At 67.6% G+C, this 23,409-nt stretch carries 23 protein-coding genes; 11 read left to right on the forward strand and 12 right to left on the reverse strand.

Going from position 1 to position 23,409, the window contains the following annotated elements:
• Positions 1 to 835: 835 nt before the first annotated feature.
• The 4 genes from J5J86_RS02060 to J5J86_RS02075 are packed head-to-tail and all read right to left on the reverse strand — an operon-like array spanning position 836 to position 4,151.
• Positions 836 to 1,798 (reverse strand): HEAT repeat domain-containing protein, encoded by a 963-nt coding sequence (locus J5J86_RS02060; protein ID WP_209103243.1) that lies wholly within the window; start codon positions 1,796 to 1,798, stop codon positions 836 to 838.
• A gap of 10 nt (positions 1,799 to 1,808) precedes the next feature.
• The gene (locus tag J5J86_RS02065) at positions 1,809 to 2,042 is read right to left on the reverse strand and encodes a 4Fe-4S dicluster domain-containing protein (RefSeq protein WP_024277657.1); all 234 of its coding nucleotides are present in this window, start codon (positions 2,040 to 2,042) and stop codon (positions 1,809 to 1,811) included.
• 25 nt (positions 2,043 to 2,067) lie between these two features.
• Positions 2,068 to 3,804 (reverse strand): fumarate reductase/succinate dehydrogenase flavoprotein subunit, encoded by a 1,737-nt coding sequence (locus J5J86_RS02070; protein ID WP_209103244.1) that lies wholly within the window; start codon positions 3,802 to 3,804, stop codon positions 2,068 to 2,070.
• Positions 3,801 to 4,151, reverse strand: a complete 351-nt coding sequence (locus J5J86_RS02075; RefSeq protein ID WP_209103245.1) for a gamma-butyrobetaine hydroxylase-like domain-containing protein — start codon at positions 4,149 to 4,151, stop codon at positions 3,801 to 3,803. Before J5J86_RS02075 ends, J5J86_RS02070 begins: the two co-directional genes overlap by 4 nt.
• A 224-nt stretch (positions 4,152 to 4,375) precedes the next feature.
• Between J5J86_RS02075 and J5J86_RS02080 the strand changes: the two genes are divergently transcribed.
• Both J5J86_RS02080 and J5J86_RS02085 read left to right on the forward strand, forming a co-directional pair.
• On the forward strand, positions 4,376 to 4,876 hold the full coding sequence (locus tag J5J86_RS02080) for an invasion associated locus B family protein (protein WP_209103246.1): 501 nt from the start codon (positions 4,376 to 4,378) through the stop codon (positions 4,874 to 4,876).
• Positions 4,877 to 5,304: 428 nt separating this feature from the next.
• The gene (locus J5J86_RS02085; RefSeq protein ID WP_209103247.1) at positions 5,305 to 8,562 is read left to right on the forward strand and encodes a glycosyltransferase family 2 protein; all 3,258 of its coding nucleotides are present in this window, start codon (positions 5,305 to 5,307) and stop codon (positions 8,560 to 8,562) included.
• A 23-nt stretch (positions 8,563 to 8,585) separates the two neighbouring features.
• On the opposite strand, the gene ftsY is transcribed toward J5J86_RS02085, so the two are convergent.
• From ftsY to dapF, 3 genes are all read right to left on the reverse strand, one after another.
• Positions 8,586 to 9,527 (reverse strand): signal recognition particle-docking protein FtsY, encoded by a 942-nt coding sequence (gene ftsY / locus J5J86_RS02090; RefSeq protein ID WP_209103248.1) that lies wholly within the window; start codon positions 9,525 to 9,527, stop codon positions 8,586 to 8,588.
• A gap of 21 nt (positions 9,528 to 9,548) precedes the next feature.
• Positions 9,549 to 10,748, reverse strand: coding sequence for a tRNA (N(6)-L-threonylcarbamoyladenosine(37)-C(2))-methylthiotransferase MtaB (gene mtaB, locus J5J86_RS02095; RefSeq protein WP_247658380.1), 1,200 nt, complete (start codon positions 10,746 to 10,748; stop codon positions 9,549 to 9,551).
• Between the two features lie 92 nt (positions 10,749 to 10,840).
• A complete protein-coding gene (gene dapF, locus J5J86_RS02100; RefSeq protein WP_209103249.1) occupies positions 10,841 to 11,692 on the reverse strand; it encodes a diaminopimelate epimerase in 852 nt (283 codons plus the stop codon).
• 235 nt (positions 11,693 to 11,927) lie between these two features.
• Between dapF and J5J86_RS02105 the strand changes: the two genes are divergently transcribed.
• The 3 genes from J5J86_RS02105 (at position 11,928) to J5J86_RS02115 (ending at position 13,653) form a co-directional block, all read left to right on the forward strand.
• Positions 11,928 to 12,572 carry a GyrI-like domain-containing protein gene (locus J5J86_RS02105; RefSeq protein ID WP_209103250.1) on the forward strand — a complete coding sequence of 215 codons (645 nt, stop codon included), beginning with the start codon at positions 11,928 to 11,930 and terminating at the stop codon, positions 12,570 to 12,572.
• A gap of 103 nt (positions 12,573 to 12,675) precedes the next feature.
• Positions 12,676 to 13,206 (forward strand): RNA 2',3'-cyclic phosphodiesterase, encoded by a 531-nt coding sequence (gene thpR / locus J5J86_RS02110; RefSeq protein ID WP_209103251.1) that lies wholly within the window; start codon positions 12,676 to 12,678, stop codon positions 13,204 to 13,206.
• Positions 13,207 to 13,251: 45 nt separating this feature from the next.
• Positions 13,252 to 13,653 (forward strand): YkvA family protein, encoded by a 402-nt coding sequence (locus J5J86_RS02115; RefSeq protein ID WP_209103252.1) that lies wholly within the window; start codon positions 13,252 to 13,254, stop codon positions 13,651 to 13,653.
• A gap of 16 nt (positions 13,654 to 13,669) precedes the next feature.
• Here the strand turns inward: J5J86_RS02115 and J5J86_RS02120 are convergent, their stop codons facing one another.
• On the reverse strand, positions 13,670 to 14,650 hold the full coding sequence (locus tag J5J86_RS02120; protein WP_209103253.1) for an NADPH:quinone oxidoreductase family protein: 981 nt from the start codon (positions 14,648 to 14,650) through the stop codon (positions 13,670 to 13,672).
• Positions 14,651 to 14,852: 202 nt separating this feature from the next.
• Between J5J86_RS02120 and J5J86_RS02125 the strand changes: the two genes are divergently transcribed.
• Positions 14,853 to 15,374 carry an invasion associated locus B family protein gene (locus J5J86_RS02125; protein WP_209103254.1) on the forward strand — a complete coding sequence of 174 codons (522 nt, stop codon included), beginning with the start codon at positions 14,853 to 14,855 and terminating at the stop codon, positions 15,372 to 15,374.
• Positions 15,375 to 15,497: 123 nt separating this feature from the next.
• Entirely contained in the window at positions 15,498 to 16,706 is a 1,209-nt protein-coding gene (gene rlmN, locus J5J86_RS02130; protein ID WP_209105185.1) for a 23S rRNA (adenine(2503)-C(2))-methyltransferase RlmN, read from the forward strand.
• Positions 16,707 to 16,718: 12 nt separating this feature from the next.
• Here the strand turns inward: rlmN and J5J86_RS02135 are convergent, their stop codons facing one another.
• Positions 16,719 to 17,495 (reverse strand): DUF1217 domain-containing protein, encoded by a 777-nt coding sequence (locus J5J86_RS02135; protein WP_247657912.1) that lies wholly within the window; start codon positions 17,493 to 17,495, stop codon positions 16,719 to 16,721.
• Between the two features lie 90 nt (positions 17,496 to 17,585).
• On the opposite strand from J5J86_RS02135, the gene J5J86_RS02140 reads away from it, so the two are divergent.
• Positions 17,586 to 17,990: a VOC family protein gene (locus J5J86_RS02140; protein WP_209103255.1), complete on the forward strand. Its 405-nt coding sequence runs from the start codon at positions 17,586 to 17,588 to the stop codon at positions 17,988 to 17,990.
• A gap of 7 nt (positions 17,991 to 17,997) precedes the next feature.
• Positions 17,998 to 18,513, forward strand: coding sequence for a hypothetical protein (locus tag J5J86_RS02145; RefSeq protein ID WP_209103256.1), 516 nt, complete (start codon positions 17,998 to 18,000; stop codon positions 18,511 to 18,513).
• Between the two features lie 19 nt (positions 18,514 to 18,532).
• Here the strand turns inward: J5J86_RS02145 and J5J86_RS02150 are convergent, their stop codons facing one another.
• Positions 18,533 to 19,162: a 2-hydroxychromene-2-carboxylate isomerase gene (locus J5J86_RS02150; RefSeq protein WP_209103257.1), complete on the reverse strand. Its 630-nt coding sequence runs from the start codon at positions 19,160 to 19,162 to the stop codon at positions 18,533 to 18,535.
• A 168-nt stretch (positions 19,163 to 19,330) separates the two neighbouring features.
• Here J5J86_RS02150 and J5J86_RS02155 point away from each other — a divergent pair, with 168 nt between their 5' ends.
• Together J5J86_RS02155 and J5J86_RS02160 are read left to right on the forward strand one after the other, a co-directional pair.
• Positions 19,331 to 20,161, forward strand: coding sequence for a phosphatase PAP2 family protein (locus J5J86_RS02155; protein ID WP_209103258.1), 831 nt, complete (start codon positions 19,331 to 19,333; stop codon positions 20,159 to 20,161).
• Between the two features lie 41 nt (positions 20,162 to 20,202).
• Positions 20,203 to 21,432 carry an argininosuccinate synthase gene (locus tag J5J86_RS02160; RefSeq protein ID WP_209103259.1) on the forward strand — a complete coding sequence of 410 codons (1,230 nt, stop codon included), beginning with the start codon at positions 20,203 to 20,205 and terminating at the stop codon, positions 21,430 to 21,432.
• 77 nt (positions 21,433 to 21,509) lie between these two features.
• Here J5J86_RS02160 and J5J86_RS02165 read toward each other — a convergent pair whose 3' ends face one another.
• Together J5J86_RS02165 and J5J86_RS02170 are read right to left on the reverse strand one after the other, a co-directional pair.
• A complete protein-coding gene (locus tag J5J86_RS02165; protein WP_247657914.1) occupies positions 21,510 to 22,832 on the reverse strand; it encodes a multidrug effflux MFS transporter in 1,323 nt (440 codons plus the stop codon).
• On the reverse strand, positions 22,829 to 23,275 hold the full coding sequence (locus J5J86_RS02170; protein ID WP_209103260.1) for a MarR family winged helix-turn-helix transcriptional regulator: 447 nt from the start codon (positions 23,273 to 23,275) through the stop codon (positions 22,829 to 22,831). The genes J5J86_RS02165 and J5J86_RS02170 overlap by 4 nt, the downstream gene beginning before the upstream one ends.
• Positions 23,276 to 23,409: the final 134 nt, after the last annotated feature.

Here is a 23,409-nt window from a genome sequence, read left to right on the forward strand (position 1 = left end):
TTCGGCCGGTGCTGATGGGAGAACCTGTTGCCCACGCGGCGCAGGGCCGAGGCCATAAATCCCCGCGCGGGAGCGGACGGAGCCCGGCTCCGACGTCTAACCCATTTATCCCTGGCGCGCCGCCGCGCGCCGGCCGCTCCCGCATCCCTCCACCTCGCCATCGGCGGGGATGTTGGTGCTGGAGTGTTCGCGTCCATGCTTCCCCCTCCCCACCCCTCCCCCGCTTCGCGGGAGAGGGAGCCTGTCGCGCCGGGAAGAGGTCGAGAGGACAGACGTCCATCACGCCCAGAGCCACCCTTCCGCCAAACGCACCGCAGTCCCCTCTCCCGCAAAGCGGGGGAGGGTTAGGGAGGGGGCAAAACGGCAGGGCCGGGGGTGACGGGAAGAGTTGAGGAAAGGGGCGAGGCACGACTTGGACGAGGAGAGTGCTTCACCATCCGCCCTTTCCCCCTCCCCACCCCTCCCCCGCTTCGCGGGAGAGGGGGCCTGTCGCGCTGGGGGAGAGGTCGAGAGGACAGACGCCCATCACGCCCAGAGCCACCGCCCCGCCAAGCGCACCGCAGTCCCCTCTCCCGCAAAGCGGGGGAGGGATAGGGAGGGGGCAGAGGTGGACCAGGGGCAGAGGGGGAAGACGCACCTGAGGGGGAAGATGGGTCAGAGGATCAAAACCGGAGCGCGGGCGAAATGGGAGATGCCGCCCATCGGAGGGGGACATGCCGGGCGCCCAACCGCGCACACGAGACGCAACATCCTGTTTCTAAAAAGACAATCCTCGCAACGCAGGGGCGCCGCGAGGACCATCTTAAAGGCTAAAACCACCAGCGCCGCGCGCCGCTCAGGCCGCCGCGCGGCAGCGCTCCAGGGCCCAGCGCACCAGCTTGCGCACGTCGGGATCGGGATCGTCGAAGGCCCCTTCCAGCGCTGCGACCGCCGCCGGATCGGCGATCTCGCCCAGCGCCGCGGCGGCCTCCTTGCGCACGTTGGACAGATCATGGCCGAGCGCCCCGGCAATCACCGGCACGCCCTCGCTGGCCTTGAGCTTGCCCAAGGCATTGATGGCCTTGGCGGTCACCTGCCAGGTCTCGTCGCCGGCGGCGATGACCAGCGCGCCCACGGCTTCCGGCAACTTGGCCTTGCCGATGGAGAAGGCGGCTTCCTCGCGCACCTGCCAGTTGGGATCGGTGAGGCCCTTCAGGAGCGCCGGCACGCCTGCCGTTCCCGGCCGCACGAAGACGAGGGAGGCCATGACCGAGCGCCGCACGGACGGCTCGGCATCGCCGGCCGCCATCATCAGCGCCGGCAGGGCCGCCTCGGCCTTCAGATAGCCGAGCACGCCCAGCGCCTCCCGGCGCACCGCCACTTCCGGATCGGAGAGCGCGGACAGGGCCACCGGCATGGCGGCCTCCACCTGCATCTCCTTCAGCGCCCGAAGCGCCGAAGCCCGCACGAAGGCATTGCCCTCCCGCGCCCGCTCGATCAGGGCACCGGCGCTCGCCGGCTCCTTCTTGTCGGCGAGGCTCTCGGCGGCGGCGAGGCGCACCGCCTCCACGTCGTCATCGAGCGCCTTGATCAGGGCGAGCGCGACAGGCGCCCCCTGGTGCTCGTCCAGCGCCTTGGCGGCGGCTTCGCGCACCATGGCGTCGGGATCGACGATGCCTTCCAGCAGGAGGTCCACGGCGGCGGGGTCCACCGCCTCCGCCAACTCCAGCATAGCCACCCGGCGGATGCCCGCATCAGCGCTGCGGGCACGCTCCGCAATCTCGTCCAGTTCGTCGTCGAAGGTCTCGAAGACCGCCATGTCCGCCTCCTCAGCGCAGCAGATAGGGGATTTCGACCTTCACCGCGCCGGTGGGGCAATCCACCTCGCAGGGCATGCAATACCAGCACTCGTCATACTTCATGTGCGCCTTGCCGGAGGCCGGGTTGATGGCGAGCACGTCGAGCGGGCACACATCGATGCACACGCGGCAGCCCTTCTCGGCAATGCACTTGTCGTCATCGACGGTGACGGGAACGGAGGTGGTGTGGTTGGCGAACGGCATGGCGGGCTCCGAAAGGGCGAGGGGATCACTCGGCGGCGATGGCCGGGGTGCGCAATTGGTGGTAGGCGCCCATCTCTTCTTCCGGGATCTCCACCACATAGGGGTCCACCGCGCGCTTGCGATGGGCCATGCGGCCATTGTCATCCTTGTAGAGAAGGGTGTGGCAGAACCAGTTCTCGTTGTCGGTGGCGGGATGATCCACCCGCCAGTGATAGAGGCCCCAGCGGCTCTCGGTGCGATAGAGCGAGGCGGCGGCGGCCATGTCGGCGCAATCGAGGATGGATTGCAGCTCCAGCGCCCGCATCAGCTCGTGGGGATCGCGCGCCACCATGTGCCGGAGGTCGTCCCGGATCTCGGCAAAGCGCTCCTGGGCGATGTGATACTTGGCGGTGACCTTGGGCGGCTGGAGATAGTCGTTCACCAGACGCCGGGTCTTGAACTCCATCTCGAAGGGGGTCAGCCCATCCGTGCGGCGGGTGGGGGCGAGCACACGTTCCTGCTCGGCCCGCACATCGGCCGGGTCATAGGCCGGCAGATCAAGAGAGGCGCAGTAATCGGCCGCGTCCCGCCCGGCAATGCCGCCATTCACGAAGGCGCCGAGCATGTAATTGTGCGGCACGCTGGCCATGTCGCCGGCGGCATAGAGGCCATCCACCGTGGTGCGGGCATTCTCGTCCACCCACACGCCGGAAGCCGAGTGGCCGGAGCAGAAGCCGATCTCGGAAATGTGCATCTCCACCATGCGCTGGCGATAATCGGTGCCGCGCTTCTCGTGGAAGCGGCCGCGGGAGGGCCGCTCGTTGGAATGCAGGATGGTCTCGATCTCCGAGATGGTCTCCTCGGCCAGATGGTTCATCTTCAGGAAGACTGGGCCGTTGCCGCTCTCCAGCTCGCCGAAGAACTCCTTCATCATCTGGCCCGACCAATAGTCGCACTCGATGAAGCGCTCGCCCTTGTTGTTGGCGGTGTAGCCGCCGAACGGACCGGTCACATAGGCGCAGGCCGGGCCGTTATAGTCCTTGATGAGCGGGTTGATCTGGTAGCATTCCAGGTTCGCGAGCCCCGCTCCCGCATGATAGGCCATGGCATAGCCATCGCCACAATTGGCCGGGTTTTCATAGGTGCCGAACAGATAGCCCGAGGCCGGAAGGCCCAGCCGACCGGCGGCGCCGCATGCCAGGATCACCGACTTGGCGCGCACCACCAGAAACTCGGAGGTGCGGGTGTTCACACCGATGGCGCCCGCGATCCGGCCGTCCGGCGCATTGAGCAGGCGGGTGGCCATATAGCGGTTGGTGACGTTGACCTGAAGGCGGCGCAGCTGGCGGTAGAGCGCCTTCTTGACGTGGTGGCCTTCCGGCATGGGCAGCACATAGGTGCCCATGTGGTGGACCTTGCGCACATTGTACTCGCCCGAGCCGTCCTTCTCGAACTTCACGCCGATGGAATCCAGATACTGGATCATCGGGTAGGAGCCGGTGGCATAGGCCATCACCGCCTTCTGATGGACGATGCCATCATTGGCGACGGTGATTTCCTTCACATATTGCTCAGGGGTGGCATAGCCGGGGATGACGGCATTGTTCAGCCCGTCCATGCCCATGGAGACCGCGCCGGAGCGCTTCACATTGGCCTTCTCCATCAGCACGACCTTGAGGCCGGGATTCTTCTCCTTGGCCTTGATGGCGGCCATGGGCCCGCCGGTGCCGCCGCCAATGACCAGGATGTCGCATTCGACGATCTCGGTGGGGATGTCGCTCATGGCCTGTGCTCCGCAAGGTCGGCCCCCGCGAGGGCGCGCAGATAGCTGAAGGGGTAGATGCCGCGCTCGTGCCCATCGGAGAAATGCAGGTTCAGGGCATAGTCAGCGATGGGGGAAAGCGAGGTGATGGCGATGCCGGGGAAGCCCGTGGGAAACCGTTCCTCGGCCCGGGCGCGGGTGCACCAGGCGCAGCGGCAGGCGGTGCGCAGGGTGGAGGCCCGGAAGGTGTGGGGGCGCCCGTCATCCCAGGTCAGGACCAGTTCGTCCCGCCCGGCGCCGAGACGGACTTCCTCCGGCACCGCCGAGGGGTCGAAGAGGGAGGAGGAGGTCTCAAGGGCGTTGATCATGGGTCCGATTGGACACCGGCCCAGCCGCGCCAGATAGCAACTAGTTGCTGAACTGGTCTATTTCCAAAATCCGCCCCACGGCCACGCCCAAGCCCTGCGGCGCAAGGATTTGCACAATGTGGCGGCAATCGCGGACGAAGGGGGCGAATTTGGCAGCAGGTCCATCTTTCGTTAACCTGCATGGCGGCTAGATGGCCACCTCATGCATAGCATTGGAGAGAAATATGCTGCCACGTATGGCTCTGACAGCAGTTCTGATCCTTTCGTGCGGAGCGGCTCACGCTGCTGTTCCCAAGTCTCTCGGCACCTACGAGGACTGGAGCGTCTGGACGTATCAGGAGAATGGGTCCGCCCATTGCTACATCTATTCCGCACCGAAACAGGAAATGCCTGCCTCCCTCAACCATGGGGACGTCTCGTTCTTTGTCCGCATGGTGGGAAAGAACGCCAACCGCACCGAGGCCAGCCTGACCACGGGTTATGACCTTGCCCCCAATTCCACCGTGCAGGCGGACGTGGACGGCAAGGACTTCCCGATGATGGTGGGCGGCCCCAATGCCTGGCTGTCCTCGGCGGCGCAGGAGACCGACTTCCTGGCGGCGCTGAAGCGCGGCGACGAGTTGAAGATCTCGGCCAAGTCGCGGCGCGGCAACTCCACCAACTACATCTTCTCCTTGAGCGGCGTCACTGCCGCCATGAACCGCATGCAGTCCGCCTGTCCGTGACCTCCACCGGCCGGCGCACCTGCCGGCCGGTAGATGCCCTCAGCGCCGCCTGCGGCCGGAATGCGGCCGCTTCGCGCCGCCCTGCACCTCGCCCGCGGCGCCGGAAGCCGCGGCGGTCAGGAGACGGATGGCCCCGCGGAGGTCCTCTCACTTCCTCAAGATCACGGTGGCCAGAAGGCCAGGGCGGGGCGTGACTGGCGCGATATGCCCAGCACATTGGCCCCGCATCGTCGCAGGCGCTCCGCCATCCCGGCCACGCGGAGGCCGGCACCAGGCTCGACCTCCGCCGCACCCGTGCGGAAAGGCAGCATGGAACCGCCTTCCGCAGCCGGCTCCGAAATGGAGCGTCATCCAGCGTGATTTCGCCTCTATCGCACTGCGGCGTAGAGCGGTGATATGCTTCTGGGCAAATGCGCCGGCGAGACTGAATGACCATCAAAGAAGAAGCGGGCCTGATCGGGGCCGTCGACCGCATCGAATCGGGCCGCAACGTCTCGCTGGTCATGGGATGGTGCATTGCATCCCGCAGCCGAACGCCGCCAGCCGAGGTGGTGGTGCGGGTGGGAGATACCGAAATCGGCCGCACCGCCCATTTCTCCCCGCGGGCCGATCTGACCGCTGTGGGGCTTGAAGGGGTGGCCTGCGGCTTCGTGGTGACAGTCTCCGCCGCACTCGACACGCGCACCGTCGCCCGCATGGCGCTGTCGGATGGCCATGGCCGGCCAGTGGAACTTCTGCCCCGGACCCTGGAGATCCACCCGCTGGCTGCGCGGGGCCGCATCGATCGGGCCGGCCCTCAAGGCATCAGCGGCTGGCTGTTCGACCCCGACGCGCCCGAGCCCCTGGCGCGCCTGTCTTTCGCCGGTCTCGAGGTGGTCATTCCGGCGGACCTGCCGCGTCCCGACCTCGCCGCATCCGGCATGCGACCGGACCTGCAATTGGGGTTCGAGCTCACGTCGGAGGATCTCGCGCCCGCGTTTGAGGAACTTGGCGGCATACCCGGCAAGGTGCCCGTCATCCTGTCTGCAGGGGACATGGAACTTGACACGGCCCTGTTTGGCTCCGGCCGGCCGCTGGGCGCCATCGACAAGGCCGATGCCCATGGCCTCACCGGCTGGGCCGTGCGGGAAGGGCTTCCCGGCGAAAATGCCGCGGTGGCCATCAGCATCGACGGCATCCCCTTCGCCCATCTGCCGGCAGATCGCGAGCGTATGGACCTGCGGCTGGCCGGCCTCTCCGACACGGGCGGCGGCTTCGCCCTTCATTGGGGGCGGCCGCCGGTGCGTGGGGGCCGCTTCACGGTGTCCGTGCGGGACGGGGAGGCCGGAACCGAGCTGAGGGGCTCGCCGGTGGATATCCAAGCCCCGGCCCTGCCCGATCCGGAACTGCGCAATCCGGGCCTCGACCGGCATCTCGCCACCATCATCGTGCCCGTCTTCAACGCCCCCGCCGCGCTGGACCGGTGCCTGACGGCGCTCTTGCGCCACACCACGGCGCGGGCGCGGCTGGCGGTGCTGGATGATGCCAGCACCGACCCGGCCGTGCTCACCGTGCTCCAGCGGCTGGAGGGCCTCGGCAATGTGATCGTGCGGCGCAATCGGCAGAATGAAGGCTTCGCCCGGACCGTGGATGCCGGCATCAAGGCCGTGCAAGGTGATGTGGTCATCCTGAATGCCGATACGGAAGTCGGTCCCCGCTGGCTGGAGAACCTGCTCACCGCCTCCTGGCAGGGTCCCCGGATCGGCACGGTGACGGCCCTCTCCAACCGCGCCGGTGCCTTCTCGGCTCCCGACATCAACGGCACCAACACGCTGCCGGCCCACCTGTCCGCCGCCGATGTGTCGCGCCTGGTCAACCAGTGGGCGCTCGGGCTCTATCCGGCGGTGGGCACGGGCAACGGCTTCTGCATGTTCATCCGCCGGGCCTGCTACGACGCGGTGGGCGGGTTCGACCTGAAGGCCTTCGCCAAGGGCTATGGCGAGGAGAATGACTTCTGCGTGCGCGCCATGCATCTGGGCTGGCAGCATGTGATCGATGACCGCACCTACGTCCTGCACGAGCGCGAGGCGAGCTTCGGGGCACGCGCCGCGGCCCTCAAGCAGGAGGCGCGGGAGACGCTAAAGCGCCATTCCGAATATGACGTGATCGCCGACAGCTTCACCCGCCGCACGGATTTGAACACCGTGCGCTACCAGGTGCGCCGCGCCTTCCAGGAGGCGCCCGCAAAGGTGCGGCCGCGCATGCTGTTCGTGATTTCGACGCTGAGCGGCGGCACGCCCCAGACCAACCGCGACCTGATGGAGAATCTGCGCGACCGCTACGAGCCCTACCTGCTTTATTGCAACGGCCATGTCCTGGAATTGTGGTCGGCGGACGGGGACGAGCAGCGCCTGCTGGAGAGCAAGGTGCTGGACCGGCGCATCGACCCGGTGCTCCACACCTCGGATGCCTATGACAATGCCGTGCGCGGCTGGCTGGTGAAATACGCCATCGAGCTGGTGCACATCCGGCACCTCGCTTATCACAGCCTCGGCCTGCCGGGGGTGTGCGCCTCGCTGGCGCTTCCCACCGTCTATTCCTTCCACGATTATTACACGCTCTGCCCCAGCGTGAAGCTGATCGACGAGACCGGGCAGTTCTGCGGCGGCCGCTGCACCCACACGCCGGGCCCCTGCCGCTCGGAATTGTGGGACCAGAGCGAGATGCCCGACATCAAGAACGCCTATGTGGAGCGCTGGCGCGCCCGCTTCCAGGCCGCCATCGCCACCTGCGATGCCCTGGTGACAACCGCGCCGTCCGTGGCTGCGCTCATCGGCGGGATCATGCCGGCCGTCGCCGGGCGTCTGAAGGTGATCCCGCACGGGCGCACCTTCGCCCGCTTCGGGACGGCGGCTTCGGTGCAGCCGGACGGTCCCTTCCGCATCCTGGTGGCGGGGGACCTCTCGCGGGCCAAGGGCTCGGCGCTGGTCAGCGAACTGGCGCGCCTGCTTCAGCCCGAGGGCGTCGAGGTGCACCATCTGGGCGGCTATGATGACGGGCTCGACACCCGCGCGGTCATTGCCCATGGCCCCTATGACCGCGAGGACTTCGTGGCGCGGGCGGAGGCCATCGGCGCCCATATGGGTCTGCTCGCCCCCCTCTGGGCGGAGACCTATTGCCATGTGCTGACGGAATTGTGGGCGGCCGGCCTTCCGGTGCTCGGCCGCGATCTCGGCGCAGTGGGCGAACGCATCGGGGCACATGGCGCGGGTTGGCTGTTCGACGCGGCCGATGCCGGCCTGCTTGCGGAAGCCGTGCGTTATATCCGCGACATGCCGGAAGAGATGTCCCAGCGCCGCGCGGAAGTGCTGCAATGGCAGCAGACCGAGGGCACCGACCGCACTGCCCAGGCCATGGCGGATGATTATGCCGGCCTCTATGAGGGGATCCTGGCCAGCCGCCGGGTGCTTCAGCGCCGCGCCCCGCTCCGGCCCGCCGTCCCGCCAGGTGCTCCGCAAACCCCACGACCGCAGCCGCCGGGGGCAAGTCGGGGGCCGGGACAGGGGCCTGTTCAAAGGCAAGGACCACAGGGACCCGGACAGGGGCCAAGACCGCAGCCGCCGCGCCCGCCTCAGCCGCAGTTGCGGCCCGAGCCTGCTCCGGCAGAGCCGCCCCCGCCACCCCGACCGGCACGCGCCTTCCGATAGGCCAGACCGAAGGATCCGGCCGCTCAGTTCAGGCCGGCAATGGCCCGGGCGAAGTCCCGGGCGGCGAAGGGCTGGAGATCGTCCGCCCCTTCCCCGACGCCGATCAGGTGCACGGGAATGCCGTGCTTGGCCGCGATGGCCACCAGGATGCCGCCGCGCGCCGTGCCGTCGAGCTTGGTCATGACCAGGCCGGTCACGCCGGCAATGCGCGAGAACACCTCCACCTGGGAGAGCGCATTCTGGCCGACGGTGGCATCCAGCACGAGCAGCACCGCGTGAGGGGCGGTCGGCTCCAGCTTCTTGATGACGCGCACCACCTTCTCCAGCTCGGCCATCAGCTCGGTGCGGTTCTGGAGCCGGCCGGCCGTATCGATCATGAGGATGTCTGCGTTCAGGGCGCGCGCCTCGGTGATCGCGTCATGGGCAACGCCGGCCGCATCCGCACCGGGCGCGCGGGCGATCACATGGGCGCCGGTGCGCTCGCCCCAGACCTTCAATTGCTCGATGGCGGCGGCGCGGAACGTGTCGCCCGCCGCCAGCACCACTTTGCGGCCTTCTGAGCGCCACTGGGAGGCGAGCTTGCCGATGGTGGTGGTCTTGCCCGAGCCGTTGACGCCCACCATGAGCAGGATGAACGGCTTGTGGGAGGTATCCACCACCAGGGGCTTGGCGACGGGTGAGAGGATGGTCTCCACCTCGGCGGCGATCAGCTCCTTTACCTCGTCGGCGGAGATCATCTTGTCGTGCCGGCCGCGCCCCACTTCGGCGACGATGCGGGCGGCAGTGGCTGTGCCGAGGTCGGCGCGGATCAGGATGTCCTCCAGATCCTCCAGGGTGGCGGTGTCCAGCTTACGCTTGGTGACAAGGTCCGTGATGCCCTGGGTGAGGCTCTGGGCGGTGCGCGCCAGGCCGCTGGTGAGGCGCTTCCAGAAGCCCTTCTTCTCCGGTGTTCCGCTCTCGCTCATGTGCGTCCTTGGGGCGTTGGGTCAGGCGGCGATCAGCCGGGCGCCGTCATGGCCCGAGATCCGCAAATCGAGGATGGCGCCGGGGCGCGCCGCGCGCGCCACCCGAACCGGGGTGAAATGGGGCGTGCGCCCGCCGCCGTCGGCCTCCACCAGTACCGCCCGGCTGCGGCCCACCTGGGCGGCGAGATGGCGCAGCAGAGCCGCCTCGCCCTTCTCTCGCAGCCGCCGCGCCCGCTCCTTCACCAGCGGACGGGCCAGCTGGGGCATGCGGACGGCCGGCGTGCCGGGGCGGGGCGAGAAGGGGAAGACGTGCAGGAAGGAGAGGCCAAGGGCGTCCACGCAGGCAAGCGTGTTGCGGAACTGCGCCTCGGTCTCGGTGGGAAAGCCGGCGATGAGGTCGGCGCCCAGAACCAGATCGGGCCGGCGGCGGCGCATCTCTGCCACCAGCCGCTCAGCGTCCGCGCGGCTGTGGCGGCGCTTCATGCGCTTCAGGATCAAATCGTCGCCCGATTGCAGCGACAGGTGCAGATGCGGCATCAGCCGCTCCTCCTCCGCCAAGGCGGCGAGGAGGTCGTCGTCCGCCTCCACCATGTCGATGGAGGACAGGCGCAGCCGCTCCAGGGCCGGCACATGCCGCAGGATGGACCGCACCAGCCGGCCCAGCGTCGGGGTGCCGGGCAGGTCGCCACCATAGGAGGTGAGGTCGACGCCGGTCAGCACCACCTCCCGCTGGCCCGCCTCCACGAGGCGCGCGATGTGCGCCACCACCGCGCCCATGGGGACCGAGCGGGCGGGACCCCGGCCGAACGGAATGATGCAGAAGGTGCAGCGATGGTCACACCCGTCCTGCACCTGCACGAAGGCCCGCGTACGCCGGTCGTGACCTTCGGCCATGTGCGGGGCGACAGCGCGAACCGCCATGATGTCGTCCACGGCGAGGCGGGAGGGCGTGGGCACAGCAAGCGCCGCCCGCGTCTCGCGCCAGAGGCTGGGATCGGCCTTGCGGACATTGCCGATCACCCGGTCCACCTCGGGCATGGCGGTAAAGCGCGCAGGGTCGGCCTGGGCGGCGCAGCCGGCGACGATGACGCGCGCCCCGGGACGCTCGCGCTTGGCCTTGCGGATGGCCTGCCGCGCCTGGTTCACCGCCTCCGCGGTCACCGCGCAGGTATTGACGATCACCGCGTCGGTGAGGCCCGCCGCGCGGGCAGCCGCCTCCATTTGGGTGGAATCCAGCGCATTGAGGCGACAGCCGAAGGTCAGGATGGAAATCCCGTCTTCCCGTGCTGCCTCGGGCGCCGCGCCCGGAACGGTCACGCGGCCTCCGTCAGCATGGCGGGGGTCAGGTGGCCCTCATACTCATGGGCCACCGGGCCGGTCATGAGAACGTGGCCGTCGCTCTCCCGCCATTGGATGGTGAGGTCGCCGCCGGGAAGGGTAATGCGCACCGTGCGGCCGGTGCGGCCGGTACGCACGGCATTCACGGCGACGGCGCAGGCGGCGGTGCCGCAGGCGCGGGTACGACCGGCGCCGCGCTCCCACACATCGACGATCAGATGGCCGGGCCCCGCCTGGCGCACGAAGGAGATGTTGGCCCGCTCGGGGAACAGGGCATGATGCTCCAAGGCCGGACCCAGGCGATCGACGTCCACCTCTGCGTCCACGAAAAAGACCGCATGGGGATTGCCCATGCTGGCAAAGCTGGCGGGGCCGAGCGCCTCATAGCCGGGAATGACGTAAGAAGCGGTGTCCGGCACCGACACCGAGAGGGGGATCTCGGCCCAGTCGAGGCGGGGGGCGCCCATGTCCACCGTGATGGTGCCATCGCCCTGCACGTCGCAGATCAGCAGGCCAGCGGGGCTTTCGAACACCACATGGTCCGATCCCGCCCGCGCCGCCTCATAGGCGGCGATGCAGCGCGTGCCATTGCCGCAGGCGGCGGCTTCCGAGCCGTCGGAATTCAGGATGCGAACGAAGGCGGCGGTGTCGGGCCGGCGGGGTGGATAAAGCACCATGGCCTGGTCAAAGGGAACAGCCTGCGGCCGGGCCATGGCCCGCGCCTCGGCCGGCGTGACCTCGACGGGATCCGAACGCAGGTCGAGGACCAGGATCTCGTTGCCGAGCCCGTTCATCTTCACGAAATGGCGATCCGCAAGCCTGGCCATGATGTCAGACAAATCCTGCCGCCGCGCGGCCGCCCCATGCGGCGGGCCTCACGCGCGCTCTGCCTTATATGGCGGGCACCCGCCCTTGCGCCACCCCTTCGCGACGCACGGGCCATATGCACCTGGAAAGAACATGGTAAAAGTGCGCCGCAACAGTCAGGGCCGGGCGCGATCCGGCAGGAGTGAGCATTCAATGAGCGGGCCGTCTCGCCTTCGCGCCGGTTGGTGGAACACGATGCGTCCGGGCGTTCTCGGGGCGGTCCTTGCCCTCGGCGCCAATGCGGGCTTCGCGCAGAATGCCCCCTCCCCGGCCGAGGTGGCCCCCTTGCCCGGCGCCCCGCCCGCTCTGGGCGCCCCGCTTTCCCCGCGCACGGTCCCCCCCGCCGCCCCCGCTCAGCAGCCGCCGGCGGCACAGGACCTCATGTCACCGGAAGAGGTGGTTCTGTCGCCGGTGCCGGTGCTCGGGAAGACCGGGCAGGCCAGCTGGGAGAACGGCTTCGAGATCATCGTCGGGTCGCTGAAGGCGATCAGCGCCGAACTCGACCGCCTCGGCCTCAAGCGCGACGGCGATGTGATGGTGCTCTACACCTCCAGCGACGATGCCGGATTCGAATTCGAGGCGCAGATCCCTTTCTCCGGCACCACCCAGGACAAACCGAAGGACGGCATGACCTTGGGTGCCTCCTTCAGCGGCAAGGTGCTGAAATTCACCCATCACGGCTCTTTTGCCGACATGGATGAAACCTATGAGTCCATCGCCAATTATCTCGATAACAAGAATCTCCAGGCCCAGGACGCCTATGTGGAGAAGTACCTGACCGACCCGATGACCACGACCCCGGACGCTCTCGACGTGGACATCTTCGTTCCCCTGAAGTGACCGACTTCCCTCGGGCGGGCGAATCTCATTCACTGCAGACATTGCCCCGCCGGTGCGGTCCGTGATCCGGGCGGCCGGGCGGCGGGGGGAGTAGGAGGCGCACATGCCGCGGCTCTTCACCGCCATCGAGGTTCCCGCCCCGATTGGCCTTGATTTGTCCATGCTGCGCGGCGGCCTTTCGGGCGCGCGCTGGATCGATCCGGAAAACTACCATGTGACGCTGCGTTTTGTCGGCGACGTGGATGACGGCCTGGGCCGTGAGATCATGTACATGCTTGGCCAGGTGCGGCGGCGCTCGTTCGAGCTGGCGCTGGATGGCCTGGACCAGTTTGGCGGCAACCGGCCCCGGGCGCTGTTCGCAGCGGTGCGCGCCAACCACGCCCTGCTGGAATTGCAGGCCGAGCATGAGCGGATCATGCAGCGCCTCGGCCTGTCGCCGGACCGCTCCTACAAGCCCCACGTCACCCTCGCCCGGCTGCGAGACGCCTCCAGCCGGCAGGTGGCGGACTATCTGTCCATGCGGGGGGCCTATCGCAGCCCGGCCTTCCAGGTGCCGCGCTTCGTGCTGTTCTCGTCCCGCGATTCGGTAGGCGGCGGTCCCTATCTGGTGGAGGCGGCCTATCCTCTGGCCTGATGGGGCGCCTCTTGCGCCCGCGTGCGCACTCCCCATCTGAATTTCATGATTCACTCGTCTTCCGACCCCACCGACTGGAGCCGCCTTGAGGCTGAGGATGCCGCCGAGGCCTCCCGCGCACGGGCGGACGAGGCGCGCGTGAAGCGCGGCTTCTGGCACAAGATCCGGCGCACGGCCGCCTCGGTGCCGTTCGCCGAGGAGGCGGTGGCCGCCTATTTCGCGGCGTTTGATCGCAACACGCCGCTGAAGGTGCGCGCGGGGCTCCTGGCCACGCTCGCCTATTTCGTGCTGCCGGCGGACCTGACGCCGGACATCCTTCCCGTGATCGGGTTCGGCGATGATGCGGCGGTGCTGTTCACGGCGCTCAAGCTCCTGTCGTCCCACATCACCCCGACGCACCGCGATGCGGCGCGCGAGGCGCTGGACGACCTGAAGGCCGGCGGCTGACCGCCGGCCCTCCGCGTCACAGGCCGGTGGTGAGCACCACCTTGCCCTTCACCCGGCGCCCGGAAATCTCCCCGAGCGCCTCCGCGCAGCGCTCCAGCGGAAAGGTCTTGTCCACATGGGCGGAGATCCGCCTCTCCACCGCATAGCCGAACAACTCCTGCATAGCCGCGCGCATCCAGGCGGGATCGCGGCGGGCATTGGTGCCGAAGGCAACGCCTCGGGCATCACAATTCTTGAGCAGCAGCAGGTTGAGCGGCAGCTTGGGGATGGAGCCGGCGGCAAAGCCGATGACGAGGAGCCGGCCGAACCAGGCCAGCGCCCGTACCGCCTGCTCTGACTGCTCGCCGCCCACGGGGTCATAGACCACGTCGATGCCCGTCTCGCCGCCCAGGCGCTTGAGGGCAGCCTTCAGGTCTTCCCGGGTGTAGTCGATGCCCTCGTCGGCGCCGTGGGCTTTGGCAAAGTCGATCTTGTCCGGCGAGGAGGCGCAGGCGATCACCCGCGCGCCGAGGATCTTGCCCAGTTCCACCGCCGCAAGGCCCACGCCGCCGGCCGCCCCCAGGACCGCCAGGGTCTCGCCGGGCTTCAGTTCGCCCCGGTCCCGCAGCGCATAGAGCGAGGTGCCATAGGTCACGGTGAGGCCGGCAGCGCGCACCATGTCGAGCCCATCCGGCACCCCCGCCAGAATGTTGGCCGGCACCACCACCTTCTCGCGCGCGGCTCCATAGGTGACGTAGCCCGCCACGCGCTCGCCCAGCGCCACCTCGGTAACCCCCTCGCCGAGCGCGCACACCACGCCCGAAAACTCGCCCCCGGGCGAGAAGGGCAAGTCCGGCTTGTACTGGTAGAGATCACGGATGATGAGGGTGTCGAAGAAATTCAGGCCAACCGCGGCAACCGTCACCACCACCTCTCCGGGGCCGGGCACGGGATCGGGCAGGTCCAAAAACTCCAGATCCTCGGCGGGGGCATGACGGACGCACAGAACGGCCTTCATCGTGATTCTTCTCCCGTTTTGGCCCCAATGGCGCCATCCACAGCATGGCGCTAGGCATTGGCACGACTTGTGTTAAGGAAACGGCAAACTGTCTGTGTGCCATTTTTTGGTCGGCGTCCACCTTTAGGGGACGTCCCAGAGACGCAGCGGGCGAGCTGGCAGGGACACCTGCGGCCGCCCCTCCAGCCAACAAGGTGACGTCATGGCTCCTTTCCGTGCAAGTTCCGCCATCCTCGGCGCCGCTCTCCTCCTGGCGGCCACCGGTGGCGCTCTTGCCCAGGCGCCCCAGCCCAAGGCGGTGGCTCAGTTCGGCGACTGGAACGTCTATGCCAGCGGCAGCGGCAATTCCAAGGTCTGCTACGCCATTTCCCAGCCGAAGGATCGCCTGCCGGGTGGGCTGAAGCGGGACCCGGCCTTCTTCTTCATCTCCACCCGTCCGGGCGAGAAGGTCACCAACGAGGTGAGCCTGAAGATGGGCTTCCCGCTCAAGGAAGGCAGCGAGGCGAAGCTTACCGTCGGCTCGCAGACCTTCATGCTCTACACCAAGGAAGACGGCGCCTGGGTGCGCAACGTGGCGGATGAGGGCAAGCTGGTGGATGCTATCCGCAAGGGCAAGGACGTGACGGTGGTCTCCACATCCACCCGCGGCAATCCCACCACGGACAAATACTCCCTCTCCGGCATCAGCCAGGCGCTCGACCGGGTGGCGCAGGAGTGCAAGTGAGGACGGTCGTCACCCGCTGAACGCCCGCCATAACGGCCGACCCTGCCGGGTTGTGGATCGCACATGCGAGCCGGGCGCGCGCCGCAGTGGCGGTGGGGGCTGGAAAACGCTATGTGTGGCCTCATGACGCGCATGATCGAAGAATTTTCGGCGCCGGTTCCGGCGGGCGCCGCACTGCCGAGCCTCGCCGGCCTCAGCCGCGAGAAGCTGAACCTTGCCTTGGGCGCCATCGGCGTGCCCGAGCGCGAGCGGCGTATGCGCGTGAACCAGCTCTGGCACTGGATCTATCTGCGCGGTGCCACCACTTTCGAGGAAATGACCAACGTCTCCAAGCATCTGCGGGCGCGCCTCGCGGAGAGCTACGGCCTTGCGCGGCCGGAGATCGTGGTCGAGCAGGTGTCCCAGGACGGCACCCGCAAATGGCTGCTGCGCCTGCCCGCCGAGACCCCCGGCGAGCGCCCCCACGAGGTGGAGGCGGTCTATATTCCCGAGCGCGACCGGGGCACGCTGTGCGTCTCCAGCCAGGTGGGCTGCACGCTCAATTGCTCCTTCTGCCACACGGGCACGCAGCGGCTGGTGCGCAACCTGACCGCCGCCGAGATCATCGGCCAGGTGCTGGTTGCCCGCGACCGGCTGGGCGACTATCCCGGCCAGGAACGTGCCGTGGGGCCAGGCCTGCCGACGGAAGGCGACCGGCTCGTGACCAACATCGTCTTCATGGGCATGGGCGAGCCGCTCTATGCCTATGATTCGGTGGCCGAAGCCATCGAGATCCTGGCGGACGGGGACGGGCTCGGTCTGGGCAAGCGACGCATCACGGTCTCCACCTCCGGCGTGGTGCCGGAGATCGAGCGGCTCGGCCGCGACGTGGGGCCCATGCTCGCCATCTCGCTTCATGCGGTGCGGGACGATCTGCGCGACGTGCTGGTGCCCATCAACAAGAAGTATCCCATCGCCCAGCTGATGGAGGCGTGCCGCACCTATCCGCCCGCCTCCAACGCCAAGCGCATCACGTTCGAATATGTGATGCTCAAGGGCGTCAATGACAGCCCCGCCGACGCGCGGGCTCTGGTGAAGCTCTTGGAAGGTGTGCCGGCCAAGATCAACCTGATCCCGTTCAATCCCTGGCCCGGCACCAAGTATGAGTGCTCGGACTGGGAGACCATCGAGCGCTTCTCGGACATCGTGTTCCGCGCCGGCTATGCCAGCCCCGTGCGCACCCCGCGCGGCCGCGACATCCTGGCCGCCTGCGGCCAGTTGAAGAGCGAGACGGAAAAGCTCTCCGCCCGCGAGCGCCTGGCCTTGCGCGCCATGGCCGCGGCGGCGGAGTGATCCGGCGCTGTCTCAGCCGCCATATTTCAGGTTGATCAGAGAACTGGTGAAGCCCGAGCTGGCGGTGCTGCCACTGTTGAAGAGTTGCAGCACCGGGCTGCTCGCGGTGTTTTCCGTCGCATCCCACATGATGGTGAAGCGCTTCAGGATCTTGTCGACCTTGGCCGGATCCTGGAGATCGGCGACGTTCATCCGTGCCTTCACCGCCTTGGCCTGCTGGTCGATGTCCGCCGTGCCCATCTCGGTGGGAAAGCCATAGACGGTCTTCACCACCTTCCACAGCGCAGTATCTGCGAGCAGACCGTAGGCGCTCTTCACGGTGGGAGCCATGCGCTTGAAATACAGGGCCAGCTTCACGCCCTGGTCGGTCGCGCCCAGGTCATCCTCCATGCTCTGCTGCACATAGGCCTTCACCACGTCCGAGGGCTGGGCGGCGGTGGCAAGCGAGGTGCCGTTCAAATAGCCGAACGCCTTGGCGAAATTGGTGAAGCGGGAATCGGCGAGCTTGTTGGCGAAGCTCGTCTTGTCGGAGAGGTCGGAGGTGATGACCTTCTTCATGTAGGCCTTGGCATAGGCCATGTCCTCCAGCCCATAGGCCTTCATGGCGAAATTGAAGACGCGGTAGTTCTTCACGAACGCATCCACCGTCTTGATCTTGCCCATTTGCGCCTCGAAATAGGCGATCTCGTTCTTGACGATGGGCTCCTTGGCGTGTTGGTCCAGCGCCTTCGTGCCTGATTTGTTCAGGTAGTTGTAGGTGAGGGTCGTCGAACCCAGATAGATGCTCATAGGATGCCTCACGCCACACGGTTCCTTCACGCGTAGCAGCGCAAGCTGGCGCGAGGCTGTGGAGGATGCAGTGGCAGGAGAACGGCTCCCATGCTTGACCATATCGGCCTTCCGGTCTGCGACTTCGCCCGCTCCCGTGCCTTCTACGCCGCAACCCTGGCTCCCCTTGGCCTCTCGGTGGTGATGGAAGTGAGCGCCCAGGAGACGGGCGCCGGCGCCCATGCCGGGTTTGGCCAGGGCGGCAAACCTTTTTTCTGGATTGGCTCGACCGTGGGCTCAAGCCGCACGCAGGCGCCCGAGACTCATGTGCACGTGGCATTTGCGGCCGAAAGCCGGACGCAGGTGGACGCATTCCACGCCGCCGCACTCGCCGCTGGCGGGCGGGACAATGGTGCCCCGGGCTTGCGGCCGCACTATCATCCCCATTACTACGGCGCCTTCATCCTCGACCCGGACGGCCACAATATCGAAGCCGTCTGCCACCACCCGGCCTGATGGGCGCATGGACAGCTTCTTCCGTCTTCTCCTGCGCCTGGTGCTCGTGCCAGCGGGCTTCGTGACTGCGCTGACGGCCGGTGCGCTGGTCATCCTGTTCGGCCAGTGGCGTGTCGGCGCCCTCTTCGCCGCCGTGCCCGGCGGCGATCCGGAAACCATGTTCGCCTTGCTGGACGCGCTGTTCGCGGCCGGCTTCCTGGTCATGTTCCTGGTGTCCACCATGTGGCTGGTGGGGGCCATTGGCGTCCTCCTCTCAGAGGTTTTCGCCGTGCGCTCCTGGATGTTCCACGTGGCCAATGGCGCGGTGTCGGCCTTTGCCGGCGCGGCGCTGTTTCCGCGCCTTTCCGGCGAGATGGCCCCGATCGCCGACCCCTTCTACATCCTGGCGGCGGGCCTTGCCGGCGGGCTTGCCTATTGGCTCACCGCCGGTTGGTCGGCCGGCTTCTGGAAACCGGTTCTGTCCACGCCCCACCGCCCGCCCCCGCCGGCGAGCGGAACACCCGGAGCCAACGGCCCAGCCTGAGGAGGAGGCGAACCCAAGCCTATTTGACGGACGCGAGCCGTCCATGAGCGAGGCTCACGGCATGCTCCAGAGCCTGTTCCAGCCGGTCATTGCCCCAGAACAGGTCCTTGTCCGCCGTAATGAAGGACGGCGCGCCGAAAATGCCGGCGGCCTCCGCCTCCTGCGTTGTGGCGCGCAGGCGATCCTTCACCGCCTGGCTCTCCGCCTCCGCACACAGATCCTCGCAGAAGTGCCCAAGGCCCGCGAGCAACTGCCCCACCACCGTGCGATCGGTGATGTCCCGTCCCTCGGCAAACTCGGCCTTGAAGGCCGCCACCGTGAAGGAGGGGCGGGAGGCGTCGTTCAGCCAGGTGGCGACGCGCGCCGCAAGCAGGGCATTCACGGGGAAAGGCTCGGGCTTGCGGATGGGCGGCAGGCCGTAGCGCGCCACCAGGCGCTCCAGGTCGCGCCACATGTGCTGGCCCTTGAGCGGAAAGGCGTTGAAGGGCGATGTCGCGTAACCCTGAGCGGCGAAGATGGGGCCGAGCAGGAAGGGCTTCCAGTTCACATGCACGCCGGCCTGCTCCGCCAGCGGCCCGATTCGCACCGCTGCCAGATAGGAATAGGGCGAAGCGAATTCATAATAGAAATCCAGCGAAGCCTTGGCCATGGTCGTTCCCCGTGTCTGGCCGGCGCTCCCCTGCGCGAGCCCAAACCGCAGCGGCTCGGCTTCCCTCCCGGCCGCTCACGCACTATATGCCCGGAAGTCTTGCGACCCGTCCGGTTCCTCCGCAAGGGCGAAGATCAAGGAAAGTGCAAACACGATGCGGATGTGCCGGTGAAGCTGACGGTCTTCTTTGCCCTTGTGGCCGGCGCGGCGGTCGCCATCCTGTTCACGGTTTTCCCGGAATGGGACCTCGCCATCACCGGCTGGTTCTGGGACAAGGCCGCCGGTCATTTTTACCTGGCCGCCACCCCCTGGGGCCAATGGCTGCGCAAGGCCGGCAACATCATCCCCTGGCTGTTCGCCGGCCCGGCCTTCGCGGCCATCCTGCTCAAGCTCATCTTCCCCGCCGGGCGCATGTTCATGCCAGCGCGGCCGGCGGTATTCCTGGCCCTGACCATGGCGCTCGCGCCGGGGCTCCTCGTTAACGGCATCCTGAAGGAAAACTGGGGCCGCCCGCGGCCGGTCCATGTGGAGACCTTCGGCGGCAAGGACGTGTTCAATCCCTGGTATGCGGCCGGCGGGGCCTGCCCTACCAACTGCTCCTTCGTGTCGGGCGAAGGGGCGCTGGGCTTCTGGATGATCGCCCCCGCAACCCTCGTCCCCGCCCCATATCGCGGCCCGGCCTTGCTCGCCGCTGCCGCCTTTGGCACGGCGGCCGGGGGCCTGCGCATCACGTTTGGCGGCCATTTCTTCACCGACGTCGCCTTCTCTGCGGTGCTGACCATACTCGTCATCGCGCTGGCCCGCTGGCTGATCTTCACCCGGCGCGGTGCACCGACGGACGCGCGGGTGGAGGATTTCCTTGGCGCCTGCGGGTGGGGCCTTCATGCGCTCGTGCTGCGGCTGTTTCGCCTCATGCGCTGGACGTTCAAGCAGGCCTGGCGGGGACTGCGGACGGTGGTTGCGCGCTTCCCCTTGCCACGGCGCGGCTCCGGCCTATAGTCCGCCCGACTTTTCCGGCCCCTATCCATCCGAGAGAAACGATGGCGCGCGACGTGAAGAAGGTGGTGCTTGCTTATTCCGGCGGGCTCGACACCTCCGTGATCCTGAAATGGCTCCAGACCACTTATGGCTGCGAGGTGGTGACCTTCACCGCCGATCTCGGCCAGGGCGAGGAACTGGCCCCGGCGCGCGAGAAGGCCCTGCTGCTCGGCATCAAGCCCGAGAACATCTTCATCGAGGACGTGCGCGAGGAGTTCGTGCGGGACTATGTGTTCCCCATGTTCCGCGCCAACACGGTCTATGAGGGCCAGTACCTGCTCGGCACCTCCATCGCCCGCCCGCTGATCGCCAAGAAGCAGATCGAGATTGCCCGCAAGGTGGGCGCCGACGCGGTGTCCCACGGCGCCACCGGCAAGGGCAACGACCAGGTGCGCTTCGAGCTCGGCTATTACGCGCTGGAGCCGGAAATCACCGTCATCGCCCCCTGGCGCGAATGGGACCTGACGTCGCGCACCCGGCTGCTGGAGTTCGCCGAGAGCCACCAGATCCCGATCGCCAAGGACAAGCGCGGCGAGGCGCCCTTCTCGGTGGACGCGAACCTGCTGCACTCCTCGTCCGAGGGCAAGGTGCTGGAAGACCCGGCGGACGATGCGCCTGAATATGTCTACCAGCGCACCATTTCCCCCGAGGCGGCGCCCGACCAGGCGACCATCATCGATATCGGCTTCGAGCAGGGCGATGCGGTCTCCATCGACGGGGAAGCGCTCTCCCCGGCGACCCTGCTGGCGCGCCTCAACGCGCTCGGCAAGGAGAACGGCATCGGCCGGCTCGACCTGGTGGAAAACCGCTTCGTGGGCATGAAGTCGCGTGGCGTCTATGAGACCCCCGGCGGCACCATTCTTCTGGCCGCCCATCGCGGCATTGAGAGCATCACGCTCGACCGCGGCGCGGCGCACCTGAAGGACGAGCTGATGCCCCGCTATGCGGAGCTCATCTATAACGGCTTCTGGTTCTCGCCCGAGCGCGAGATGCTCCAGGCGGCCATCGACCTGTCCCAGAAATATGTGACCGGCTCGGTGAAGGTGAAGCTCTACAAGGGCAATGTGTCGGTCATCGGCCGCACCAGCCCCTATTCGCTCTACAACCAGGACCTGGTGACCTTCGAGGAAGGCGCGGTGGCCTATGACCATCGCGATGCGGCCGGCTTCATCAAGCTGAACGCCCTGCGCCTGCGCACCTATGGCGCGCGCGCCCGCAAGACGGGCGTCTGACCCGCGTCTCGGCTTCCGTCCCACAAAGAAGGCCGGCCCGCATCTGCGGCGCCGGCCTTTTTCGTGAGCGAACAGGGTCACGCCGACTTGCGGAACACCTCGGCCTCGATCTCGTCGCCCGCCGCGCCGATGAGCCCCACCGGGTCGGTGGCGATCTCCAGATCGGCCTCGTCCACGGGCGGCGCGGAGGCCGGGAGGGGCTTCGGCTTCAGCAGCACGTAGGCGGCGCAGGAGATGAGGCCCATCACCGGCACAACGACGCCAAGGGCTCGCGCGGGATCGGAAAAGAGGCTCGCCACCGCCGATCCCAGGAAGCCGCCGCCAATCTGCATGCAGCCCATGAGGGCCGCCGCCGATCCAGCCATGGTGGGAAAGCCGGAGAGCGCCGCGGTGGTGCCGCCGGGCAGCAGCAAAGCGACGCCAAAGGCCCACAGGGCCACCGGTCCCATTACGGTCGGAAAGCTATAGGGTAAAAACCAGGGCAAGGCCGCCATGGTCGCGCCACCGGCCAGCACCAAAGCGAGGCCCGCCGGCACCAGGCGATTGGCGTCCACACCACGCTTCATCACCTTGCCGGCCACAATGGTGCCCAGCATGAAGGAACCGGTCTGGCACACCATGGCATAGCCGAACTGGGTGGGCGTCAGGCCCACGGTCTCGATCAGCACGAACGGCACGATGGCCGCCAGCGAATAGATGCCGCCCAGCGAGAAGCCGATCATGAGGCTGGCGCGCATGAAGCCGGAATCCTTGACCAGCGCGCCGTAATTGCGCAGCACCTGGAGCGGGCGCGCATTGGCCGGGTCGGGCGCCGCATTGGTCTCCGGCACGGCCAGGACAAGCAGGCCCATCGCCAGCACGCCGTACATGACCATCACATAGAAGATCGGCTGCCAGCCGAGCGTGCTGAGAATGACGCCGCCAATGGTCGGCGCCAGCGCCGGCCCGATGGCGAGCATGGTGCCGATAAGGTTGAGGATGCGCGCGGAGGCCTGCCCGGTGAACTGGTCGCGCACGATGGCCCGCGCGATGGCCGGACCGGCGGCAACGCCGATGCCCTGGAGGCCCCGGCCGATGATGAGCCAGGTCACGTCCGGCGCGCTGGCGGCGACGATGCTGCCCACCACATAGAGCGAAAAGAAGCCGATGGCGGCCGGTCGCCGGCCATAGGCATCAGAGAGCGGCCCGCAAATGAGCTGGGAAAAGGCGAAGCCGCAGAAATATACGCTCAGCGTCAGCTTCATCACCGAGGCGGTGGTGCCGAACGCATGGACCAGCGCCGGCAGGGCCGGCGTGTAGAGCGACATGCTGATGGGACCGAGCACGATGATGAGCGCGCCGATGATGGCGGTGCGCATCTCGGTCATGACCGGTTTCGGCGCGGGGGCGAGCAAGGTCACGGCTCCTCCCCCCGGTTGGATTGGCACAGATTGGCGCGCACCCGCGTCAGCATGTCCCGGAACACGTCCCGCTCGGCGGGCGTCAGCCCCGCCAACGCGTCGCCCCGGGCCACCGCGGCGGCAGCCATCACCCGTTCCAGCAGGGGCTGCGCCTCGGGCGTCAGGCAGACGATCTTGGCGCGCCGGTCGGTGGGGTCGGGCTCGCGCACCACGAGGCCGCGCGCCTCCAGGCGATCGAGGAAGCCCACCATGGTCATGGGCTCCACATTCATGCGAATGGCCAAGGCGCCCTGACGCAGGCCGGGATTGATGTTGACGTGGGCGAGGGTGCGGGCTTCCCCGGCGGTGAGGCCGAGCCCTGCCTGCTCGAAGGCGCGGTCAATGCGGGCGCGGTAGAGGCGCGCCGTGTCGACCAACAGGAAACCGAGGGGGAGTTCATCCATAGCCAGGAGAACATAATGTAAGTTTCCCTTATTATCAACCCAACTCCCTCTTCCCTGGCATTTGCGGATTGTGTCACCTGTCGCATTGGCGACGCAGGGTCAGGGCCTTATCTGAAGGTTGCACCCTGCGGAGA

The sequence above is a fragment of the Aquabacter sp. L1I39 genome, assembly GCF_017742835.1.
In the GTDB taxonomy this organism is placed as follows: Bacteria; Pseudomonadota; Alphaproteobacteria; order Rhizobiales; family Xanthobacteraceae; genus L1I39.